The following is a 20,069-nucleotide window of genomic DNA, read 5'->3' as shown; positions in this document are numbered from 1 at the left end:
GGATAGGGTTTTTTGTTTTAAACCCGTTTGTGTTTTAAAATTGGGATTTCTTTTCAATGTGAAACTTCTTGTTTACCTGAAACTGCGTTAGGGATCGCAGCGATATCCTTTTATGATATCTTGAGCTTCTTACCCAAACCAAATTCCAATCGCAAAAAATGTAACGGGCACTCCGGCCCAACAGGAAACGCACAGATCGTCTATGTGAAATAGCTTCTCTAGGACATTTTATCTTAAATTTTATATATTTGTCTAAATACTATTGCTCAAAATTTCAATAATACAAAAAATGAAAAATATTTTTCGTACAGAGGATTGTAATGAATTTGTAAACAGAATTAATCAGCTAACACCGGAGTCAGGGGCGCTTTGGGGTAAAATGAAAGTTGCACAAATGCTGGCTCACTGTAATGTTGCTTATGAAATGGCTTACGAAGATATTCATCCTAAACCGAATGCTTTCGTAAAGATGATTTTAAGATTATTAGTAATGAACTCAGTAGTAAGCGAAAGACCTTATTCTAAAAATAATCATACCGCGCCTCAATTTATTATTAAAGATGAACGAAATTTTGACATCGAAAGGAATAGATTAATTGCTTATCTTAATAAAACGCATGAATTGGGTGAAAGTTATTTTGAAGGAAAAGAATCTCTTTCTTTTGGAAAATTAAGCGCAGTGGAGTGGAATAATATGTTTTCAAAACATTTAGAGCATCACTTAAATCAATTTGGTGTCTAAATTTTTTAATTTAAAAGGATTGATTATGAGGAGTATAATTGTATTGTTTTTTCTGTTGTTCGGACTATGTTCTAATGCACAGAAACAAGAAGTTCAGAAAACCATAGAATACTTTTTTGAAGGATTTCATCAAAAGGATACGACAAAAATAAAGTCGGTTTGTGCTGACAATGTCATTCTTCAGTCGATAAGTGAAAGTGTTTCTAAGGGTAATAAATTATCTGATGAAAGTGCAAAAGAATTTTACAAATCGATTGCTTCAATTCCATCAAGCATGAAATTTCAAGAGAAAATTTTGAGTTATGCTATTCAAATTGATGGAGCAATGGCGCATGTTTGGGCGCCTTATGAATTTTATTTAAATAATAAATTAAGTCATTCCGGTGTCAATACTTTCACTTTATTTAAGGAAAAAGATTCCTGGAAAATTATCTATTTGATTGACACTAGAAGGAAATAATCTTTTTACGCGACGTAAGTTGCATAATAAAGGCAAATATCTGCCAATAAACATTCTTCGCATTTTGGTTTTGGCCTGCAGGTTTCTCTTCCTAAAAAAGAAATCGCCATTCCAATTTCGGACCAAATTGATTTTGGAAGTGCTTGCATAAGATCTTTTTCGACTTTATTTCCATCCTTACTTTCTTTTATGATTCCAATCCTTGGAGCTACTCTAATAACATGAAGATCAGCTATAATACCTTCTGCTGGTTGATTAATTTCTCTTAAAATAACATTAGCAGATTTTCTACCAATTCCTTTTAGACTCGTTAATTCCTTCATATTTAAAGGGATATTTTTATCTTCTTTAAGGGTTTTCGCAATTTCTAAAATCCATTGGGCTTTTGTGGGATAATTTCGAACTTTGCTGATATAAGGTATTAAAGTTTCAGAATCTGTCTGAGATAAACTTTTTAGTGTGGGAAATTTTTCAAATAAAGAAGGAGAAATTTTATTAATATTTGCATCTGAATCTTGTGCAGATAAAATCACCATTACCATCAATTGATATGTGTTTTGATATTCAAGAGGATGTTTCTTTCCTTTATACTTCGCCAAAATGGGTTGTAATTTCGCTTCCCAATCTGATGTTTCTCCAAATAAATTCATTTTTATATTTCTTTAGATTTAAATAAAAAGCGTATAACTATCACAAAATTAGCTACTTTTAATGAAACTAATAATTTTATTTATGACATTTTGATTTCCCAGAATTTTTCTATGACCTAAACCATCAGTTAAAAATAATAATCCGTTTTCTAAATTTTTATGAATGTGAATTCCCGCTTTTACAGGAACTTCCGGATCATCATTATCATGTATTACTAATACTGGAAGCTTTACTTTTTGAGCTGCTTTATAAGCTGAAAAATCATCCATTTTAACCTCGTATTTATGTTCAAAATGATCAAGCAGTTTTGTGCTCATTTCTGGTTTTAAACCTAATTTTGAAGTAAATTCATCCAGGATATCCTGAACAATATCGCCACTTCCAATTATAATTGCTTTATTTACTTTTAGTCCATCTTTAATAGCATTTAAGACTGACATTCCTCCTAAAGAATGGCCAATTGCAATTTCAAAAGGACCAAATTGTTTTTCAATTTCCAATATAGAATGAATAAATTCAGACATTATAGTTGTACTTCCTTGGGACTTTCCGTGCGCCGGTGCATCAAAACTAATGGTAGAATATCCCATTTTTAGTAATGCATCAGCGATCTTGAATAATTGTGTACCTCTGCCAGACCAACCATGAACTAACAAGATTTTATTATCACTTGTTCCATATTCATACGTGATTATATTTTTGTTAATAGCAGGAATATTGATTGTCTTTTTGGTACTTTTTAAATCCATCTCAAGCTCTCGTTTGGGAACTTTATGTTTTATTGGTGTTGTAAATAGTTTTGCAGCATAGGTTGTAGCCAATTTAGTAGATATAAAAGCACATAATTTAGCAGATAAAATTATAAACTGCGGAATTTTTAATGATTTAGTAGGATGAGTTTCCTTTTTTGCCATATTAATAAATTTTTTATGAGGGCTAAATGTTGTTTATTTTTTCCTAAATTTAGGAAACATAAATGTAGTACAATAAATAGATGTTTATAAATTTCTAAAATGGAAATATTTCATATCAGTGCAGAATGTTATCCAATGGCAAAAGTAGGTGGTTTAGCCGATGTTGTTGGAGCATTACCAAAATATCAGACAAATGCTGGCCATCAGGTTCGAGTTGTAGTTCCTTGTTATGACACAAAATTTAAAAAAGAAAATGATTTTGAATGTGTTCACTGGGGAAATGTTACGCTAGGAAATTTTGATTTTCCTTTTAGTGTTCTAAAAGAAACGTCTGATAAACTGGGTTATGAACTCTATTTGATAGAAATAAAAGAATTATTTGACAGGCCAAATGTGTACGGATATGAAGATGATATAGAACGCTTTTTATCTTTTCAGATCGCAACTTTAGATTGGATTACAACGCGTCAAAGTATTCCAAATGTGATTAATTGTCACGATCATCATACCGGATTAATTCCATTTTTGTTGAAATATGGATATAAATATGAGAGTTTACGAAGTGTAAGAACAGTAATCACGATTCACAATGGTTTATACCAAGGATGGTTTGGATTTGACAAATTACATTATTTGCCTGAATTCGACTTGATTCATGTTGGATTTTTAGAATGGAATCATTCTATTAATTCGTTAGCTGTGGGGATAAAATGTGCACATGCAGTTACAACAGTTTCTCCTAGTTATTTGAATGAAATAAATATTGCAGCAAATGGTTTAGAGGATTTGTTTAAATCTGTTAGAAGTAAATCAAAAGGTATTTTAAACGGTATTGATTTTGAAGTTTGGGATCCTTTAAAAGATAAAATGATTACCGAAAATTATTCAATCGAGACTTTTGAAAACGGAAAACAAAAGAACAAAGATAAATTGTGCGAGCAGTTTGAATTAGATCCTTCAAAACCTTTATTTAGTTTTATCGGACGCTTGTTTGATGAGAAAGGTGGCGATTTATTACCTCAGGCATCAGCTTTGGCTTTGTCTGAAAATTTTGAAAATATTAATATTTTGATTCTTGGGTCTGGAAACCCAGTTATTGAAGAGCAGTTGGTGCAATTACGAACGGATTACAATGGGAATTACAATGTTTTTATAGGTTATAATGAAGAATTAGCCCATTTAATATATGCAGGTTCAGATTATATTCTGATGCCTTCAAGAGTTGAACCTTGCGGTTTAAACCAGATGTATGCTTTGCGTTATGGGACGGTACCGATTGTTAGAAGAACCGGAGGATTACGTGATACGGTAATTGATTTTGGAGATAATGGAAATGGAATTTGTCATGATCAGGCTTCAGTAGGTGATATTTGTTATTCTATAAATAGAGCAATAAAATTATATGCTGATAAATCTAATTTCAATAAAATAGTAGAAAAAGGAATGGCTGCTGATCATTCCTGGGAAAGAGTTTGTCAAGAATATATAGAGATATACAACCTAATAATTGAGAAAAATGAAATTTAAAAAGAAAAATGTAGTTGCTATTATTTTAGGAGGAGGACAAGGATCACGTTTGTTTCCATTAACAGAAACAAGATCTAAACCAGCAGTGCCAATTGGTGGAAAATACCGATTAGTTGATATTCCTATTTCAAATTGTATTAATTCTGATATTTTTAAAATATTCGTTTTGACACAATTTAATTCTGCATCATTGAATGCACATATCAAAAACACTTTCAATTTTAGTATTTTCAGTCAATCATTTGTTGATATTTTAGCTGCAGAACAAACTCCGGACAATCCAACATGGTTTCAGGGAACCGCAGATGCTGTTCGTCAATGTATGTCCCATTTTCTTAAACATGAATTTGATCATGCTTTAATTTTATCTGGTGATCAATTGTATCAAATGGATTTTAACGAAATGTTAGAAGCCCATATTGCGGCAGACGCTGAAATTTCTATAGCTACTTTACCTGTAAATGCTAAAGATGCACCCGAATTCGGAATTCTGAAAACAAATCATGAAAGTTGTATCGAAGCGTTTATAGAGAAACCAGATGCTTCTTTATTGCCTCAGTGGGAATCTGATGTAAGTGAGCAAATGCAGGAGAAAGGAAAAAAATATTTAGCCTCAATGGGTATTTATATTTTTAACCGACAATTATTGGAAGATTTAATGGCTGATCCGCACACGAAAGATTTTGGAAAAGAAATCATTCCACAGGCTGTAGGAAAACATAAAATTTTGAGTTATCAGTATGAAGGATATTGGACGGATATTGGAAATATTGAATCCTTCTTTGAAGCAAATATTGGTTTAACTGCCGATATTCCAGAGTTTAATTTGTTTGATAATGATAATAAAATTTTTACCAGACCAAGATTACTTCCTCCATCAAAATTCAGAAATTCAATTATTAATCAGTCTTTAATTTCAGAAGGATGTATTATCAATGCCAAAGAAATAAAGAGATCTGTAATTGGTATTCGTTCCAGAATTGGAGAAGGTACTGTTCTTGAAAATTGTTATGTAATGGGGAATGATTTTTATCAGGATCTTGATGAACTAAATCATGAAGCAAATATCAATAAAATTCATGTTGGAATTGGAGAAAACTGTTTTATTCAAAATGCTTTGGTAGACAAAAATGTGCGCATTGGGAACAATGTTCATATTAGCGGTGGAAAGCATTTAGATAATTTTACTAACGAATTGTACAGTATAAAAGATGGTATCGTCGTTATTAAAAAAGGAGCGATTCTCTCTGATAATTTCAGAATTGAATAAAAAACATAAAAATTAATTTTTGCCATAAAAACCAAATATGAATAAAGTAATCACGCATTCTCTATTTACTGATTTTGATATAGACTTATTCAAAGCAGGGAAACACTTCAAATTATATGAAAAGTTAGGAGCGCATTTAGTTGAAGTTGATGGAGTAAAAGGTGTTTATTTTGCCGTTTGGGCGCCAACTGCACAATCTGTTTCTGTTGTGGGTGATTTTAATTATTGGACAGGTAATGAACATCAATTACAGGTTCGTTGGGATTCTTCGGGAATTTGGGAAGGCTTTATTCCGGAAATTACGAAAGGAGCACTGTATAAATATAAAATTCAATCCAATATTAATGGAATTGTTACTGAAAAAGCAGACCCTTTTGCTCTATATTGTGAAAAACCGCCTCATACCGCTTCTGTTGTATGGAATTTAGATTATAAATGGAAGGATGAAAATTGGATGCAATCCCGCCAAAATCACAATGCATTAGACAAACCTCATTCTGTTTATGAAGTCCATTTAGGTTCCTGGAAACGTGGTGATCATAACAGGTTTTTAACTTATTTGGAACTGGCAGATGATTTAGTTGCTTATGTAACAGAAACCGGTTTTACTCATGTTGAATTTATGCCGATTATGGAATACCCTTATGATCCTTCATGGGGTTATCAATTGACAGGATATTTTGCACCAACTTCCCGTTTTGGAAAACCACAAGATTTTATGGTTCTGGTTGATAAATTACATCAGGCAGGTATCGGTGTTATTTTAGATTGGGTCCCATCACATTTCCCGGATGATGCACATGGCCTCGGCTTTTTTGATGGATCTCATTTATATGAGCATCCAGATCGACGAAAAGGGTATCATCCTGATTGGAAAAGTTTGGTTTTTAATTATGGACGAAATGAAGTTCGTGCTTTTCTAATAAGCAATGCTGTTTTTTGGTTGCAACATTATCATGCAGATAGCTTGCGGGTTGATGCTGTAGCTTCAATGCTTTATCTTGATTATTCAAGAGAAGAAGGCGGCTGGGAACCGAATATTTATGGAGGAAGAGAAAATCTTGATACCATAAGTTTTCTTAAAGAATTCAATGAAGTAATCTATGCTAATTTTGATGGAGTACAGACTATTGCGGAAGAAAGTACTTCTTTTCCAATGGTTTCAAGGCCAACTTTTACTGGTGGTTTAGGTTTCGGAATGAAATGGATGATGGGGTGGATGCACGATACTTTAAAATATTTTCAAAAAGAAACGGTTTATCGAAAATACCATCAAAATGATTTGACTTTTTCAATGACGTACGCTTTTACTGAAAATTTTATGCTTCCGTTTTCGCATGATGAAGTAGTATACGGTAAAAAATCTATTGCTAATAAAATGCCGGGAGATGAATGGCAAAAATTTGCTAATTTAAGATTGTTATATGGTTATATGTTCACACATCCAGGAACAAAATTATTGTTTATGGGTTCTGAATTTGGTCAAAGTGATGAATGGAATTTTGAAAAAAGTTTAGATTGGCATTTACTTCAATATGACTATCATTCCGGAATTAAAAAAATAATTACCGATTTGAATCAGCTTTACAAATCTCAACCTGCATTATATGAAAAACAATTTACTGGTGAAGGTTTTGAATGGATCAATTACTCGGATCATCAAAATGCTGTTTTATCTTATATCCGAAAGGGAAATAATCCTAAAGAGAATTTAGTGATAGTTGGGAATTTCACGCAGGTTGTTCGTGAAAATTATAGAATTGGGATTTCACAAAAAGGTAAATTAATTGAAATTTTTAATACCGATGCTACTATATATGGAGGAAGCGGACTTGAAAATTCTGGTTCACTAAAAATTGAATCATCACCTTATGATGGCAGAGATTATTCTGTAGAATTAACTTTACCTCCATTGAGTGTGACTGTTTATTCTTTTGGATAAAATTACTGTATTAATTTTTAGAATATCATTTTGTCATTTTTTGATTCTAATATTACCGAATTGTTGATTTTTTGAGATGTAATTTGTTACTCATACAGAAAAAACGTTTTCGTGAATAAACCTCATATTCATAGGGGTTTATATACTTTTTTTGTATGTTTGAAATAGCGATATGTTAGATTAATTAATTCAATAGCGATATGATTACAAATACATCATTAGAATATAAAGGCGATTTATATCCATCAAAAATAGTTTCATATGAACATGAGGGTGATTCTATTTTTTTCAATACAGATAACAAAGTAATCTTAAAAGTCACTATTCTTCGAGACAGCTTAATCCGATTTCGTTTTACTACAAAGGGATATTTTAGCAATGATTTTTCGTATGCTATTGATAAAACGCAACTTCATGGTTATAATTTTCTGGAACTTACCGAAGAAGGAAATTATTTCCAGATTAGAACAAGTAAAGTAAAATGCAAAATTCAGAAAGCAGATCTTCGTTTATCCATTTACGATTTAAATGATCTTCTTATACTTGAAGATGAACTTGGTTTTCATTGGGAAGAAAGCTACGAATATGGTGGAAATATCGTAAAAATGAGTAAATCTTCTAAAGATGGAGAATGTTTTTACGGTCTTGGAGATAAAGCCACACAAATGAATCTAAAAGGCAAAAGACTTGAAAATTTTGCCACTGATCAATATGCATATCAAAAAGATCAGGAACCTTTATATAAAGTAGTTCCATTTTATATTGGTTTACATAACAAACAATCTTACGGTATTTTCTTTGATAATACTTTTAGAACCTTTTTTGACTTTTGTCAGGAAAGAAGAAATGTAGCCAGTTTTTGGGCTGAAGGTGGTGAAATGAATTATTATTTCATTTACGGTCCTCAAATGCAGGATGTTGTTACTACTTATACTGATTTAACTGGCAAGCCTGAATTACCACCACTTTGGGTTTTAGGGTATCATCAATGTAAATGGAGTTATTATCCTGAGAGTAAAGTAAAAGAAATCACTTCGAAATTTAGAGAACTTAAAATTCCATGTGACGCGATTTATCTCGACATTGATTATATGGAAGGTTTTCGATGTTTTACCTGGAATAAGGAATATTTTCCTGATCCAAAAAAAATGGTGGCAGAATTAGCAGAAGATGGTTTTAAAACGGTTGTAATCATAGATCCGGGAATTAAAATTGATAAAGATTATTGGGTATACCAAGAAGGCTTAGAAAAAGATTATTTTTGTAAAAGAGCAGATGGACCTTATATGAAAGGGAAAGTTTGGCCTGGTGAATGTAATTTTCCGGATTATACAAATCCCGTAGTTAGAGAATGGTGGGCAGGATTATTTAAAGAATTGGTTTCAGATATCGGAGTAAAAGGAGTGTGGAATGATATGAACGAACCAGCAGTTATGGAGGTTCCAAATAAAACTTTTCCGATGGATGTTCGTCATTCTTATGACGGAAATCCTTGTAGTCATAGAAAAGCGCATAACATTTATGGTACACAAATGGCAAGAGCAACCTATCATGGCGTAAAACGCTTTGCATATCCTAAACGTCCTTTTGTGATTACAAGATCAGCTTATTCAGGCGCACAACGTTACACTTCGTCGTGGACCGGAGATAACGTTGCAACTTGGGAACATTTATGGATAGCTAATATTCAGGTTCAGAGAATGTGTATTTCGGGAATGGGATTCACTGGCTCTGATATTGGAGGTTTTGCTGAACAACCAACGGGCGAATTATATGCACGTTGGATTCAACTAGGTGTTTTTCATCCATTTTGCAGAACACATTCTTCCGGAGATCATGGAAATCAGGAACCTTGGGCTTTTGATGAAGAAGTGATCAATATTACCCGAAAGTTTGTCAGTCTTCGTTATCAATTGTTACCTTATTTATATACTATGTTCTGGCAATATATTGAAGAAGGTGTTCCGATGTTAAAACCATTGGTTTATTATGATCAGGATGATACACAGACACATTATCGTAATGATGAATTTATCTTTGGAAATCAAATATTAGTTTGCCCAATTCTTGAACCTAATGCTGTAGGTAGACGCATGTATATCCCAAGAGGAGAATGGTATAACTACTGGACAAATGAATTTGCAATAGGAGGAAGAGAAGTTTGGATTGATACTAAATTTGATGAAATTCCGGTTTTTGTAAAAGCAGGCGCTATTATTCCAAAATATCCGGTTCAACAATATGTTGGCGAAATTGAATTTGATGAATTGACACTAGATTTATATTTCAAGATCGGAAAAGAACAATCATTTGTGTATGAAGATGCACAAGATGGTTATGATTATAAAAAAGGGCGTTACAGCTACTTATCTTTTAGAACGATTGGAAAAGAAAAAGAATTGATTATCCAGTTGCATAAAGAAGGAAAATATGATACACCATACAGCAAATACAAAATAAACTTAATTGGTTTACCTTTTAAAGTTACTGAAATTGAAATTGACAATGAAAAAGTAGCATTTGATCAGGTTTCTTTTGATTCAAATCATTTCTTAATCGTTGATAAAGAGTTTAATGAACTTCATATTAGTGGCGAATAAGTAAATTCTGATATGTTTGCAAAAAATTATATAAAATAAAAAGTTAATATTAATTGTATTTTTGTGTAGTAAAATATCAAAAATCATGAAAAAACATCTAATATTAGGGATTTGTGTAGCTGTTTTAATTGGCTGTGCAACCAATCCAATTACAGGAAAACAAAATTTGAATTTTGTTTCAAATAGTGAATTATTTCCAACTTCTTTTCAGCAATATAATGCATTTATCTCTGAAAATAAGGTTATAACAGGAACTGCTGATGCCAAAAGAGTTGAAACAGTGGGGCTAAGAATTAAGACTGCTGCCGAAAAATATTTAACTTACTTAGGACAAACGCAATATTTAAAAGATTATCGTTGGGAATATAAACTTGTGGATAATAAAGAAGTAAATGCATGGTGTATGCCTGGTGGAAAAATCGTAGTGTATTCAGGAATTTTACCTGTAACACAAGATGAAGCAGGATTAGCAACAGTTATGGGACATGAAGTTTCTCACGCATTGGCTAATCATGGTGCACAAAGAATGTCTGCAGCACAATTACAGCAAATAGGAGGTGTAGCATTAGATGCAGCAACAAGTAACAAGTCTGAGTCTACAAGACAAATATTTTCACAAGCTTACGGAGTTGGCTCAGAAGTAGGAGTAATGCTTCCATTCAGCAGAAGCAATGAAAGTGAAGCAGATAAAATTGGTTTAACATTAATGGCAATTGCGGGCTACAATCCAGATGATGCTATTGCTTTCTGGAGCAGAATGTCTGCTAAATCAGGTGCAGCAGGAACTCCGGAATTTATGAGTACACACCCTTCTGATGCAACAAGAATTGCGAATCTGAAAAAATTAATTCCAGAAGCAAAAGCTACTGCACTTAAAGTAGGTACAATAAGATAATTCAATTTTCAAAATATATTCAAAAGCCATTCTTTTAGAGTGGTTTTTTTTTTGTCGTAAATTTTAAATTGTTCATAATTTATTAATACACGAATTAGACAAAAAATTATTTGATTATCATAAAAATTAGATAAATTCGTAGCGCATTAACAAAACCATTTCTATGAAAAACCTACAAAAAGGAGATAAGAAATTATTAAATGCCTGGGCATTTTATGATTGGGCAAATTCAGTTTATACACTTACTATTGCTTCTGCAGTTTTTCCCATTTTTTATGAAGCTTTATTTTCAAAAGACAATCATTATATTGATGTTTTTGGGATGCACTTAAAGAATTCTGCTTTAATTAGTTTTACAACTGCTTTTGCTTTTTTGGTAGTTTCTTTTATTTCGCCGCTATTATCTGGAATTGCAGATTATGCGGGGAATAAAAAGTCATTCATGAAATTTTTCTGTTATTTGGGAGCTTTGTCTTGTATGGGATTATATTGGTTCGATCTTGATAACATTTATATCGGACTAGCATTTTATTTTCTGGGATTGATTGGATATTGGGGAAGTTTGGTTTTTTATAATTCTTATCTGCCAGATATTGCATTTGAAGAACAACAAGATAAAATAAGTGCAAAGGGATATTCTTTAGGATATATAGGAAGTGTAATTTTATTGATCATCAACTTAGCCATGATCATGAAACCAAAACTTTTTGGAATCACAGGAACAGATGGTGAAGCAGCAATGAAAGCGATGCGTTATTCTTTTATAATGGTTGGTGTTTGGTGGATATTATTTAGCCAGTACACTTACCACTATTTACCAAAAGGGAGTAAAGAAAATGGTCAAAAATTAAGTAATGATGTAATATTTAACGGTTTCAAGGAATTAAAAAAAGTTTGGAATTTATTAAAAGAGAATATTCCTTTAAGAAGATATTTAGGTGGATTTTTTGTTTCTAGTATGGCAGTTCAGACGGTTATGCTTGTGGCAACTTATTTTGGAGCTCAGGAAATTCAATGGTCATCAAAAGAAGAAGGAACAATTGGTTTAATCACTTGTATTTTGATTATACAATTAGTAGCGGTTGTTGGAGCGATATTAACCTCAAGAGCCTCAGCTAAATTTGGTAATATTCCAACTTTAATTGCAATAAATAGTATCTGGGCTGTTTCCTGTGGACTTGCTTTTTTTATTACAATGCCAATTCATTTTTATGTTATGGCGACGGTAGCAGGATTTGTAATGGGAGGAATACAAGCCTTGTCACGTTCGACTTATTCAAAATTATTGCCTGAAACAGAAGATACAGCATCATTTTTTAGTTTTTATGATGTTGCAGAAAAAATCGGAATTGTAATAGGAATGTGTTTTTACGGAATTATAGATCAATTAACTGGAAGACCGCGTATTGCCTTTACCATTTTAGGAATTTTCTTTGTTACAGCAATTTTTCTGTTGAAAAGAGTACATAAAAAAGGCGCTGTGAATTAATCAAGCGCCTTTAATAGATTTATTTTGAGTGATTTATTTGATTGATGACTTTTTCATTAGTGATTACACTTTTGAAATGCTTCCTGAACCAGAAACTTTTACATCACGTTTTTCTGGGTTTCCTGTATATTTAATATCTCCTGAACCAGAAACTCTGGCAGTTAAACTTTCGTTGCAGTTTACTTTAACATCTCCAGAACCAGAAACTGTGATATTGGCATTTTTAGATTTCAAATTTGCAGCTTCAATATCGCCAGAACCAGATAGTTTAATGGCTATACTGTCTGAATTTCCTTTTAGTTTAATATCTCCTGAGCCGCTCAAACTGAAATCAAAAGAATTTGTTGCAACATCTAAATCGATATCACCTGATCCTGATAATTTTGCGGTGAATTTATCATTTTTAATTGGAGATTTAGTTGTAATGTCGCCTGAACCAGAAAGGCTAAGCTCAGATATTTTCTCAAACGGAACTGTAATCTCTACTTTTTTTCCTATGCTCGGACGTAAATTCATCCCTTTTTTTACCTGAATTTTTAAAGCATTATCTTCAACTTCAACAATAATCGCAGACAGAATATTTTGTTCTCCTTTAATTGTAATTTTCCCTTCTTTTCCAGCTACTAAATCGACATCAAAAAAACCTGATATTTTAATGGCATCATATTCAGATGTTGTTCTTGTTTCAGTTACAACATTCCCGTTTCCGTTAATTTTTTCTTGTGCATTAGCTGTTAAGCCAATTAAAAATGCACCATAAACTGCTAATTGAATTATTTTTTTCATTGGTCTTTTTTTTTAATTATTGTTTTTTGATTAGTGTTACGTTTCCGTAATTAGAATTAATTAATACTTTATTTTGTCCTTTTTTCTTATTAAAGCCACTGATTTTTTTGCTTGAATTTTTGCTTTCAGTAACAGAAACCTCTAAAGAATTATCGTTTTTTATATTTCCATATTTAGTATTAATGTCAAAATCAAAAGCATAATTTGTATCGTATCCTAAAGAAACATCAGTATAATCAGTATTAATATTTACATTATTTGCTTTACTTGTTATAGTCGAAATATTTATTTTGCTATAAGTAGCGTCTAAATTTATATTGTTTGAAATTTCAGCGATAGAAATGGTAAGATAATTTCCGGATCCTGAAAAAGAACTTATTTTCTGAAATTTTAAGGTTCCGTAATTACAGTCATATTTAATATTTTGTCCGTCAGCAACAACTAAATCACTATAGTTAGTGTCAAGATTCAAATTACCTGAATCATTTATTTTTAATACTGAATAACGAGCTTCAACAGTTCCGTTTTTAATGTAATCAATAGTTGAATTTTGACAATATTCGATTTGAAATCTATTAGTTGTATTATTTAATTTTCCAACGGTAACTTTTCCATATTTACAGGTAATATCCGAAGCTCCTTCCAAAGTAACAATGTTAATGTTACCGTATTTATTTATCAATTTTACGGTTCCGTTTTTCGGGATTTTTATCACATAATTTATCTCAAAACTATTGTTGCTTCCTTTACTTTTCATTGAAGAATTGCCAAGTTTTGTTACGGCGGTTATCATAGATTTTAATGCTGTAATATCTACATCAATACTATTTAGCCTTTCATTTACCCAGTTTTCATTTGGTCCGTTAACCTTTATGGTAATATCAAAATCGATTTTATCTTCATCCCATGTTGATACTGAGATATTTCCATATTTATTATCAATATCAATTCCGGCATTCGAATTGACGATATAGGTTTTTTTAATGCTTTTTTGTTTTGAAATAAAAGTATCATCATTTGAAAATCCCAAAAAAGGAATCAAAAGGAGTAGAATAAGTATTTTATAATGTTTTTTCATCTGTGATGTTTTTTAGATTTTCGTTTTCTTCAATTCTTTTTAAAACAGTTTGCAAAAATGATATCCTGGTTTGCAAATTGCTGATCATGGCATAAATGATTTGTTTGTTTTCGCCATTCTTTTGTAATTCGTTAATAATTTTTTGATAATCGGCATCAAAAACTTTCATTTGTTTCAATGCATCATTAATGATTTGTTCGTTTTCAGGCGAACTTTTTTCTTTTAGTTTTACAAGTTCATTATCGATTAAGATGCTAAAAATTGAATCTGTGCGCTGTGTTTCTTTAGAGGCAAATTTGAATTCTTTTGGTTTTTCATTTTTATAAAATAATGATATTCCTAACATTAAAACAATCGAAGCCGCAATAGCTGTTACAAACCAGTAATTTCTCTTTGACTGTTTTTTATTTAGTTTATTTAAAAAATCTACCTGATGATCAGAATTCATTTCCTGAACGTCCCATTGATTTTCAAACTTGTTAAATAATTCATCTAAATTGTCATTTTCCTTTTTCATATATCCAAATTTTATTTTTTAGAGGTGATATATGGTATCGCCTTTTTGTTAATTTGTTTTTGTTGCCACAAAATTGTTTTAAGTGGCGATTTCATATGTCCTCTAATTTTTTTCGTAAACTTTCTTTTGCTCTGCTCAATGTTGTTCGGCAATTGGCATAACTAATATTCAAAATTTCGCATATCTCTTCCTGATCGTAACCTTCAATATAAAAGAGCGTCAATACCATTCGATAATTATCTTTTAGGCCTGCAATGGTATCTAAAACCTGTTTTACTTTAAGCGAATTCAAATCAATATTCTCAGAAAAAAAACTGTCATTTTCTTCGATTTTATAAAGTGTCTTGCTTAGATCTTCGATCTGAAAAGCATTATTCTTTTTGTAAAAATCAATACTATAATTGATGACAATTTTTTTCAGCCACGCTCCAAAAGCGACTTCCTGCTTGTAATCGTTTATTTTTGTAAAAGCTTTCAAGAAACCTTCCTGCATGACGTCTTGTGCAAAATGCTCGTCTTTTACAATCCTGTAAGCCACGTTATACATAGCCTTACTGTAACGATTATAAATTTCAAACTGTGCCTTCTGATTGTTGTTTTTACAAAGCGCGATTAATTCTTCGATATTTTGATTGGTTATACTCAAGTAATGGTTGCTAGTTTTTTATAAGGACTTTACTTTTTTTAATATGTTACACTTTTCATAAAATTAATTTTATTTTTTTTGAAATAATTAGATTTGTCACTTAAAAATTGAATTTCAAAACTGACTCTTTGCATTTGGCATAATGATTGTCTATTTTTACCGCCTATGTTGTAAAGGAATCACTTATTATAGTTTTATTAAAAACGAGAGTATTTGAGATTAAATTTACAACTTGGATTCAACTTTTAATGACAAAACGACTTATATACTATTATGTCAAATCATAAAATACTTACTATTGACAATCTGTCACTTCAAGAATTTGATTCAGAAGCAGAATTAATTCCATTATTAACTCCAGAAGACGAAGAGGAAATGAATAACGAAGAGCTTCCGCTTTCGTTACCTATTTTGCCTTTACGTAATACTGTTTTATTTCCGGGAGTTGTTATTCCAATTTCTGCCGGACGGGATAAATCTATTAAACTAATAAATGATGCCAATGCAGGCGGAAAAATTATTGGTGTAGTTTCTCAAATTAACGAAGAAGACGAAGATCCGTCTAAAGATGATATTCATAAAATTGGTACAGTAGCCAGAATTCTTCGTGTTTTAAAAATGCCTGACGGAAATGTAACGGTTATTTTACAAGGGAAGAAGCGTTTTGAAATTGATGAAGTAGTTTCAGAAGAGCCTTATATTACAGCAACTATTAAAGAAGTAGAAGAGAAGCGCCCTGAAGAAAATGACAGCGAGTTTACTGCAATTTTAGATTCTGTAAAAGAATTAGCTATTCAGATTATAAAAGAAAGTCCAAACATTCCTTCAGAAGCTACTTTTGCGATTAAAAACATTGAAAGCCAGTCGTTTTTAATCAATTTTGTTTCTTCTAATATGAATCTGTCGGTAAAAGAAAAACAAGACTTATTATCGATAAATGGATTAAAAGAACGCGCTTTGGAAACATTGCGTTATATGAATGTCGAGCTTCAAAAATTAGAATTAAAGAATGACATTCAGTCAAAAGTTCGTTTTGATTTAGATCAGCAACAACGTGAATATTTCTTGCACCAGCAAATGAAAACCATTCAGGAAGAATTGGGTGGCGTTTCGCAGGAAGAAGAAATGGACGAAATGGGACAGAAAGCGAAAACCAAAAAATGGGACGAAAAAACGCAGAAACATTTCGAAAAAGAATTATCTAAAATGCGTAGAATGAATCCGCAATCACCAGATTTTGGAATTCAGCGTAACTATTTGGAGTTATTTTTAGAATTGCCTTGGGGCGAATATTCTAAAGATAAATTCGATTTAAAATATGCTCAGAAAATATTAGATAAAGATCATTTTGGACTTGAAGAAGTTAAGAAAAGAATGGTTGAACATTTGGCTGTATTGAAACTTCGTAATGATATGAAATCGCCAATTATTTGTTTGACAGGACCTCCGGGAGTTGGAAAAACATCTATTGGTCGTTCGGTTGCCGAAGCTTTAGGACGTGAATATGTGCGTATTTCTTTAGGAGGTTTGCGTGATGAAGCAGAAATTCGCGGACATAGAAAAACTTATATTGGTGCAATGCCAGGTCGAATTATTCAAAGTTTAAAGAAAGCCGGAACTTCAAATCCTGTTTTTATTTTAGATGAAATCGATAAATTATCAAGCGGAAACAGCGGTGATCCGTCTTCAGCTTTATTAGAAGTTTTAGATCCGGAGCAAAACAGTTCATTTTATGATAATTTCCTTGAAATGGGTTATGATTTATCTAAAGTAATGTTTATCGCTACGTCAAATAATATGGCGGCAATTCAGCCTGCCTTGCGTGACAGAATGGAAGTAATCAAAATGTCAGGTTATACTATTGAAGAAAAAGTAGAAATAGCGAAACGACACCTTTTTCCAAAACAATTAGAAGCGCACGGATTAACATCTAAAGATTTAACCATTGGAAAAAAACAATTGGAGAAAATCGTAGAAGGTTATACACGTGAATCTGGTGTTCGTAATTTAGAAACTAAAATTGCTCAGGTAATTCGTAATGCGGCAAAAGCGGTTGCGATGGAAGAGGAGTACAATAAAAAAGTTACAGATGAAGATATCGTTACTGTTCTAGGTGTGCCAAGATTAGAGCGTGATAAATATGAAAATAATGATGTTGCCGGAGTTGTTACAGGTTTAGCCTGGACAAGTGTAGGTGGTGATATTTTATTTATAGAATCTTTAATTTCTGAAGGAAAAGGTTCATTGAGTATTACAGGAAATTTAGGTACTGTAATGAAGGAATCTGCTACGATTGCTTTAGAATATATTAAAGCCAATGCAAAAAAGTTAGGTTTAAATACAGAGTTGTTCCAAAAGTATAATATTCACTTACACGTTCCGGAAGGAGCAACACCAAAAGACGGACCAAGCGCCGGTATTGCAATGCTAACGTCTTTAGTTTCTTTGTTAACTCAAAAGAAAGTGAAAAAAAGCCTGGCAATGACGGGAGAAATTACACTTCGTGGAAAAGTTTTACCAGTTGGTGGAATTAAAGAGAAAATACTTGCTGCTAAAAGAGCTGGTATTAAAGAAATTATTTTGTGCCATGAAAACAAAAGTGATATTGATGAAATTAAAGGTGAATACTTAGAAGGTCTGACATTTCATTATGTGAAAGAAATGAGCGAAGTACTTGCTTTAGCGTTAACTGATCAGAATGCAAAAAACGCAAAAACACTGAAATAAGCGTCAATAAAAAGTTTACTATTTTTAAAATTCCAAATTCCAAACTGTAATTAATCAGAGTGGAGTTTGGGATTTTTTTATTGAAATTTATTTAAGCTTTAATTTTATTTTTGCTGTTATATAATTTTATATTTGTATTTGCGTTATTCCCATATAGGAATCGCCCCAAAAGCATGTTAAAACGATTTGTTTTACTTTTTTTTATCTTGATTTGTTCGATTTCCTACGGGCAAATTGGAGGGCGCTACACCTATCAGTTTCTTAATCTGACCTCGTCACCAAGGCAGGCAGCGTTAGGAGGAGAAAACATAACAATTTATGATGAAGATGTTAATCAGGCAATGTCAAACCCTGCAGCTTTAAATGAAGATATGGACAATCATTTAGCAATGAATTATGGGAGTTATTACGGAGAAGCTTCTTACGGAACGGCCTCGTATGCTTATACTTATGATCGACATGTTCAAACTTTTTATGCAGGTGTAAGTTATGTTAATTACGGAACGTTTGAAGGTTATGACGAAAATGGTCAGGCAACTTCAGATTTTTCAGGAAGCGAAGGCGCGCTTTCTCTGGGTTACGCCTATAATATTCCCTTTACAGATGTTCATATTGGAGCAAATGCAAAGTTAATAACTTCGACTCTAGAAAGTTATAATTCTATTGGTGGAGCAATTGATGTGGGAATTATGTATCAAATTCAAAAAAATAATGTAAATTTGGCTCTAGTATTTCGAAATATTGGTACACAGTTCACTACTTATTCAGGAATACAGGAGAATTTACCGTTTGAAATCATTGCTGGTGTTTCGCAAGAATTAGAACATGTTCCGCTTCGTTGGCATCTTTCGTTAGAAAATTTACAACAATGGAATATCTCTTTTTCGAATCCTGTTCGGGGAGAAACCAATATTGATGGAACAACAAGTGAGGAAAAAGTTTCCTTTGTAAATAATGCTTTGCGACATGTTGTTTTTGGTGTGGAACTTTTCCCTCAAAAAGCAGTCAATTTAAGGTTAGGTTACAATTTTAGAAGGGCAGAAGAATTGAGAATAGATGAACAACGTAATTTCTCAGGGATTTCTTTAGGATTTGGTTTGAAAATGAATCGTTTAAAATTTAATTATTCATATTCAAGATATACTTTGGCAGCAAACACGAGTCTTTTTGGGCTAATTTTAAACTTTCAATAGGTAATATTTATGAAACTATTTTATCTAATTCTATTTTTTACAACAGGTCTTTTTAACACCTCAAAGCTTAATTTTAAAGATGAATCCCTTTCGGAGATTGAAATCGAAAGAATTAATTATCATGTAAACACTGTAAGAGAAATGGTTTACGCCGGTCCTCAATACAATACTAAAATTGCTTTTTTAGTAGATATGAGAATAAAATCCGGAAAAAACAGATTCTTTGTTTATGATCTGGAAAACAACAAAATTTTAGATGAGGGACTTGTAGCTCACGGATCAGGTTCTGAAACCGGAATTAGAGGAGAACTTAAATTTAGCAATACACCAAATTCTAATTGCACAGCATTAGGCAGATATTCAATCGAGAAATGCTACAAAGGAATATTTGGAAAAGCCTACCGTTTAAATGGATTAGATGAAAGTAATAATAACGCTTTAAAAAGAGCTATAGTGCTTCATCATTATTCTGCAGTTCCTCTTGATGAGCAGGAATATTATATTTCAAACAGTCACGGTTGCCCAATGGTTAACGAAGAATTCTTTAAAAGAATTGAAAAAATAATTGATAGTTCTAAATCGAAAATTATCCTGGATATCTATTATTAGGCAGACGCTTTCATTTAGTTTAA

The 20,069-nt window shown here is 32.0% G+C and carries 17 protein-coding genes; 11 read left to right on the top strand and 6 right to left on the bottom strand.

Annotation, left to right across the window (positions count from 1 at the left end):
• Nucleotides 1-289: 289 nt before the first annotated feature.
• Both AC1RRN_RS10720 and AC1RRN_RS10715 read left to right on the top strand, forming a co-directional pair.
• Nucleotides 290-742, top strand: a complete 453-nt coding sequence (locus tag AC1RRN_RS10720) for a DUF1569 domain-containing protein (protein WP_492967297.1) — start codon at nucleotides 290-292, stop codon at nucleotides 740-742.
• A 25-nt stretch (nucleotides 743-767) separates the two neighbouring features.
• The gene (locus AC1RRN_RS10715) at nucleotides 768-1,202 is read left to right on the top strand and encodes a nuclear transport factor 2 family protein (RefSeq protein WP_492967296.1); all 435 of its coding nucleotides are present in this window, start codon (nucleotides 768-770) and stop codon (nucleotides 1,200-1,202) included.
• Nucleotides 1,203-1,207: 5 nt separating this feature from the next.
• Here AC1RRN_RS10715 and AC1RRN_RS10710 read toward each other — a convergent pair whose 3' ends face one another.
• Together AC1RRN_RS10710 and AC1RRN_RS10705 are read right to left on the bottom strand one after the other, a co-directional pair.
• Nucleotides 1,208-1,852 (bottom strand): endonuclease III domain-containing protein, encoded by a 645-nt coding sequence (locus tag AC1RRN_RS10710; protein ID WP_492967295.1) that lies wholly within the window; start codon nucleotides 1,850-1,852, stop codon nucleotides 1,208-1,210.
• Between the two features lie 48 nt (nucleotides 1,853-1,900).
• Complete coding sequence (locus tag AC1RRN_RS10705; RefSeq protein ID WP_492967294.1) at nucleotides 1,901-2,767, bottom strand: alpha/beta hydrolase; 867 nt, start codon at nucleotides 2,765-2,767, stop codon at nucleotides 1,901-1,903.
• A gap of 99 nt (nucleotides 2,768-2,866) precedes the next feature.
• Between AC1RRN_RS10705 and AC1RRN_RS10700 the strand changes: the two genes are divergently transcribed.
• The 6 genes from AC1RRN_RS10700 to AC1RRN_RS10675 all read left to right on the top strand — a co-directional run bounded on the left by AC1RRN_RS10700 (nucleotide 2,867) and on the right by AC1RRN_RS10675 (nucleotide 12,490).
• Complete coding sequence (locus AC1RRN_RS10700) at nucleotides 2,867-4,294, top strand: glycogen synthase (protein WP_492967293.1); 1,428 nt, start codon at nucleotides 2,867-2,869, stop codon at nucleotides 4,292-4,294.
• Complete coding sequence (locus AC1RRN_RS10695; RefSeq protein WP_492967292.1) at nucleotides 4,284-5,564, top strand: glucose-1-phosphate adenylyltransferase; 1,281 nt, start codon at nucleotides 4,284-4,286, stop codon at nucleotides 5,562-5,564. Before AC1RRN_RS10700 ends, AC1RRN_RS10695 begins: the two co-directional genes overlap by 11 nt.
• A 37-nt stretch (nucleotides 5,565-5,601) precedes the next feature.
• Nucleotides 5,602-7,506, top strand: a complete 1,905-nt coding sequence (glgB, locus tag AC1RRN_RS10690; protein ID WP_492967291.1) for a 1,4-alpha-glucan branching protein GlgB — start codon at nucleotides 5,602-5,604, stop codon at nucleotides 7,504-7,506.
• 200 nt (nucleotides 7,507-7,706) lie between these two features.
• On the top strand, nucleotides 7,707-10,106 hold the full coding sequence (locus AC1RRN_RS10685; RefSeq protein ID WP_492967290.1) for a glycoside hydrolase family 31 protein: 2,400 nt from the start codon (nucleotides 7,707-7,709) through the stop codon (nucleotides 10,104-10,106).
• Between the two features lie 85 nt (nucleotides 10,107-10,191).
• Complete coding sequence (locus tag AC1RRN_RS10680) at nucleotides 10,192-11,001, top strand: M48 family metallopeptidase (RefSeq protein ID WP_492967289.1); 810 nt, start codon at nucleotides 10,192-10,194, stop codon at nucleotides 10,999-11,001.
• A 163-nt stretch (nucleotides 11,002-11,164) separates the two neighbouring features.
• Nucleotides 11,165-12,490: an MFS transporter gene (locus AC1RRN_RS10675; protein WP_492967288.1), complete on the top strand. Its 1,326-nt coding sequence runs from the start codon at nucleotides 11,165-11,167 to the stop codon at nucleotides 12,488-12,490.
• 63 nt (nucleotides 12,491-12,553) lie between these two features.
• Here the strand turns inward: AC1RRN_RS10675 and AC1RRN_RS10670 are convergent, their stop codons facing one another.
• The 4 genes from AC1RRN_RS10670 to AC1RRN_RS10655 all read right to left on the bottom strand — a co-directional run bounded on the left by AC1RRN_RS10670 (nucleotide 12,554) and on the right by AC1RRN_RS10655 (nucleotide 15,517).
• Nucleotides 12,554-13,276, bottom strand: a complete 723-nt coding sequence (locus tag AC1RRN_RS10670) for a head GIN domain-containing protein (RefSeq protein WP_492967287.1) — start codon at nucleotides 13,274-13,276, stop codon at nucleotides 12,554-12,556.
• A gap of 16 nt (nucleotides 13,277-13,292) precedes the next feature.
• Entirely contained in the window at nucleotides 13,293-14,354 is a 1,062-nt protein-coding gene (locus AC1RRN_RS10665; protein WP_492967286.1) for a DUF4097 family beta strand repeat-containing protein, read from the bottom strand.
• Nucleotides 14,338-14,871 (bottom strand): anti-sigma factor, encoded by a 534-nt coding sequence (locus tag AC1RRN_RS10660; RefSeq protein ID WP_492967285.1) that lies wholly within the window; start codon nucleotides 14,869-14,871, stop codon nucleotides 14,338-14,340. The genes AC1RRN_RS10665 and AC1RRN_RS10660 overlap by 17 nt, the downstream gene beginning before the upstream one ends.
• 91 nt (nucleotides 14,872-14,962) lie before the next feature.
• The gene (locus AC1RRN_RS10655; protein ID WP_492967284.1) at nucleotides 14,963-15,517 is read right to left on the bottom strand and encodes an RNA polymerase sigma factor; all 555 of its coding nucleotides are present in this window, start codon (nucleotides 15,515-15,517) and stop codon (nucleotides 14,963-14,965) included.
• A gap of 273 nt (nucleotides 15,518-15,790) precedes the next feature.
• Here AC1RRN_RS10655 and lon point away from each other — a divergent pair, with 273 nt between their 5' ends.
• The 3 genes from lon to AC1RRN_RS10640 all read left to right on the top strand — a co-directional run bounded on the left by lon (nucleotide 15,791) and on the right by AC1RRN_RS10640 (nucleotide 20,046).
• Nucleotides 15,791-18,244: an endopeptidase La gene (gene lon / locus AC1RRN_RS10650; protein ID WP_492967283.1), complete on the top strand. Its 2,454-nt coding sequence runs from the start codon at nucleotides 15,791-15,793 to the stop codon at nucleotides 18,242-18,244.
• Between the two features lie 173 nt (nucleotides 18,245-18,417).
• Nucleotides 18,418-19,437, top strand: coding sequence for a type IX secretion system protein PorQ (porQ, locus tag AC1RRN_RS10645; protein ID WP_492967282.1), 1,020 nt, complete (start codon nucleotides 18,418-18,420; stop codon nucleotides 19,435-19,437).
• A gap of 9 nt (nucleotides 19,438-19,446) precedes the next feature.
• Nucleotides 19,447-20,046: a murein L,D-transpeptidase catalytic domain-containing protein gene (locus AC1RRN_RS10640; protein ID WP_492967281.1), complete on the top strand. Its 600-nt coding sequence runs from the start codon at nucleotides 19,447-19,449 to the stop codon at nucleotides 20,044-20,046.
• Nucleotides 20,047-20,069 lie beyond the last annotated feature (23 nt).

The organism is Flavobacterium sp. GW821-FHT11G01 (assembly GCF_058808175.1).
The sequence above is the reverse complement of the archived record's forward strand: the minus strand, read 5'-3'. Positions and strand labels throughout refer to the sequence as shown.

What these genes read in the sequence shown, in the direction of transcription:
- AC1RRN_RS10670 (WP_492967287.1), bottom strand. Translation starts at nt 13,276, where the DNA reads ATGAAAAAAATAATTCAATTAGCAGTTTATGGTGCATTTTTAATTGGC.
- AC1RRN_RS10660 (WP_492967285.1), bottom strand. Translation starts at nt 14,871, where the DNA reads ATGAAAAAGGAAAATGACAATTTAGATGAATTATTTAACAAGTTTGAA.
- AC1RRN_RS10665 (WP_492967286.1), bottom strand. Translation starts at nt 14,354, where the DNA reads ATGAAAAAACATTATAAAATACTTATTCTACTCCTTTTGATTCCTTTT.
- AC1RRN_RS10685 (WP_492967290.1), top strand. Translation starts at nt 7,707, where the DNA reads ATGATTACAAATACATCATTAGAATATAAAGGCGATTTATATCCATCA.
- lon (WP_492967283.1), top strand. Translation starts at nt 15,791, where the DNA reads ATGTCAAATCATAAAATACTTACTATTGACAATCTGTCACTTCAAGAA.
- AC1RRN_RS10700 (WP_492967293.1), top strand. Translation starts at nt 2,867, where the DNA reads ATGGAAATATTTCATATCAGTGCAGAATGTTATCCAATGGCAAAAGTA.
- AC1RRN_RS10680 (WP_492967289.1), top strand. Translation starts at nt 10,192, where the DNA reads ATGAAAAAACATCTAATATTAGGGATTTGTGTAGCTGTTTTAATTGGC.
- AC1RRN_RS10675 (WP_492967288.1), top strand. Translation starts at nt 11,165, where the DNA reads ATGAAAAACCTACAAAAAGGAGATAAGAAATTATTAAATGCCTGGGCA.
- AC1RRN_RS10710 (WP_492967295.1), bottom strand. Translation starts at nt 1,852, where the DNA reads ATGAATTTATTTGGAGAAACATCAGATTGGGAAGCGAAATTACAACCC.
- AC1RRN_RS10715 (WP_492967296.1), top strand. Translation starts at nt 768, where the DNA reads ATGAGGAGTATAATTGTATTGTTTTTTCTGTTGTTCGGACTATGTTCT.
- AC1RRN_RS10695 (WP_492967292.1), top strand. Translation starts at nt 4,284, where the DNA reads ATGAAATTTAAAAAGAAAAATGTAGTTGCTATTATTTTAGGAGGAGGA.
- glgB (WP_492967291.1), top strand. Translation starts at nt 5,602, where the DNA reads ATGAATAAAGTAATCACGCATTCTCTATTTACTGATTTTGATATAGAC.
- porQ (WP_492967282.1), top strand. Translation starts at nt 18,418, where the DNA reads ATGTTAAAACGATTTGTTTTACTTTTTTTTATCTTGATTTGTTCGATT.
- AC1RRN_RS10705 (WP_492967294.1), bottom strand. Translation starts at nt 2,767, where the DNA reads ATGGCAAAAAAGGAAACTCATCCTACTAAATCATTAAAAATTCCGCAG.
- AC1RRN_RS10720 (WP_492967297.1), top strand. Translation starts at nt 290, where the DNA reads ATGAAAAATATTTTTCGTACAGAGGATTGTAATGAATTTGTAAACAGA.
- AC1RRN_RS10640 (WP_492967281.1), top strand. Translation starts at nt 19,447, where the DNA reads ATGAAACTATTTTATCTAATTCTATTTTTTACAACAGGTCTTTTTAAC.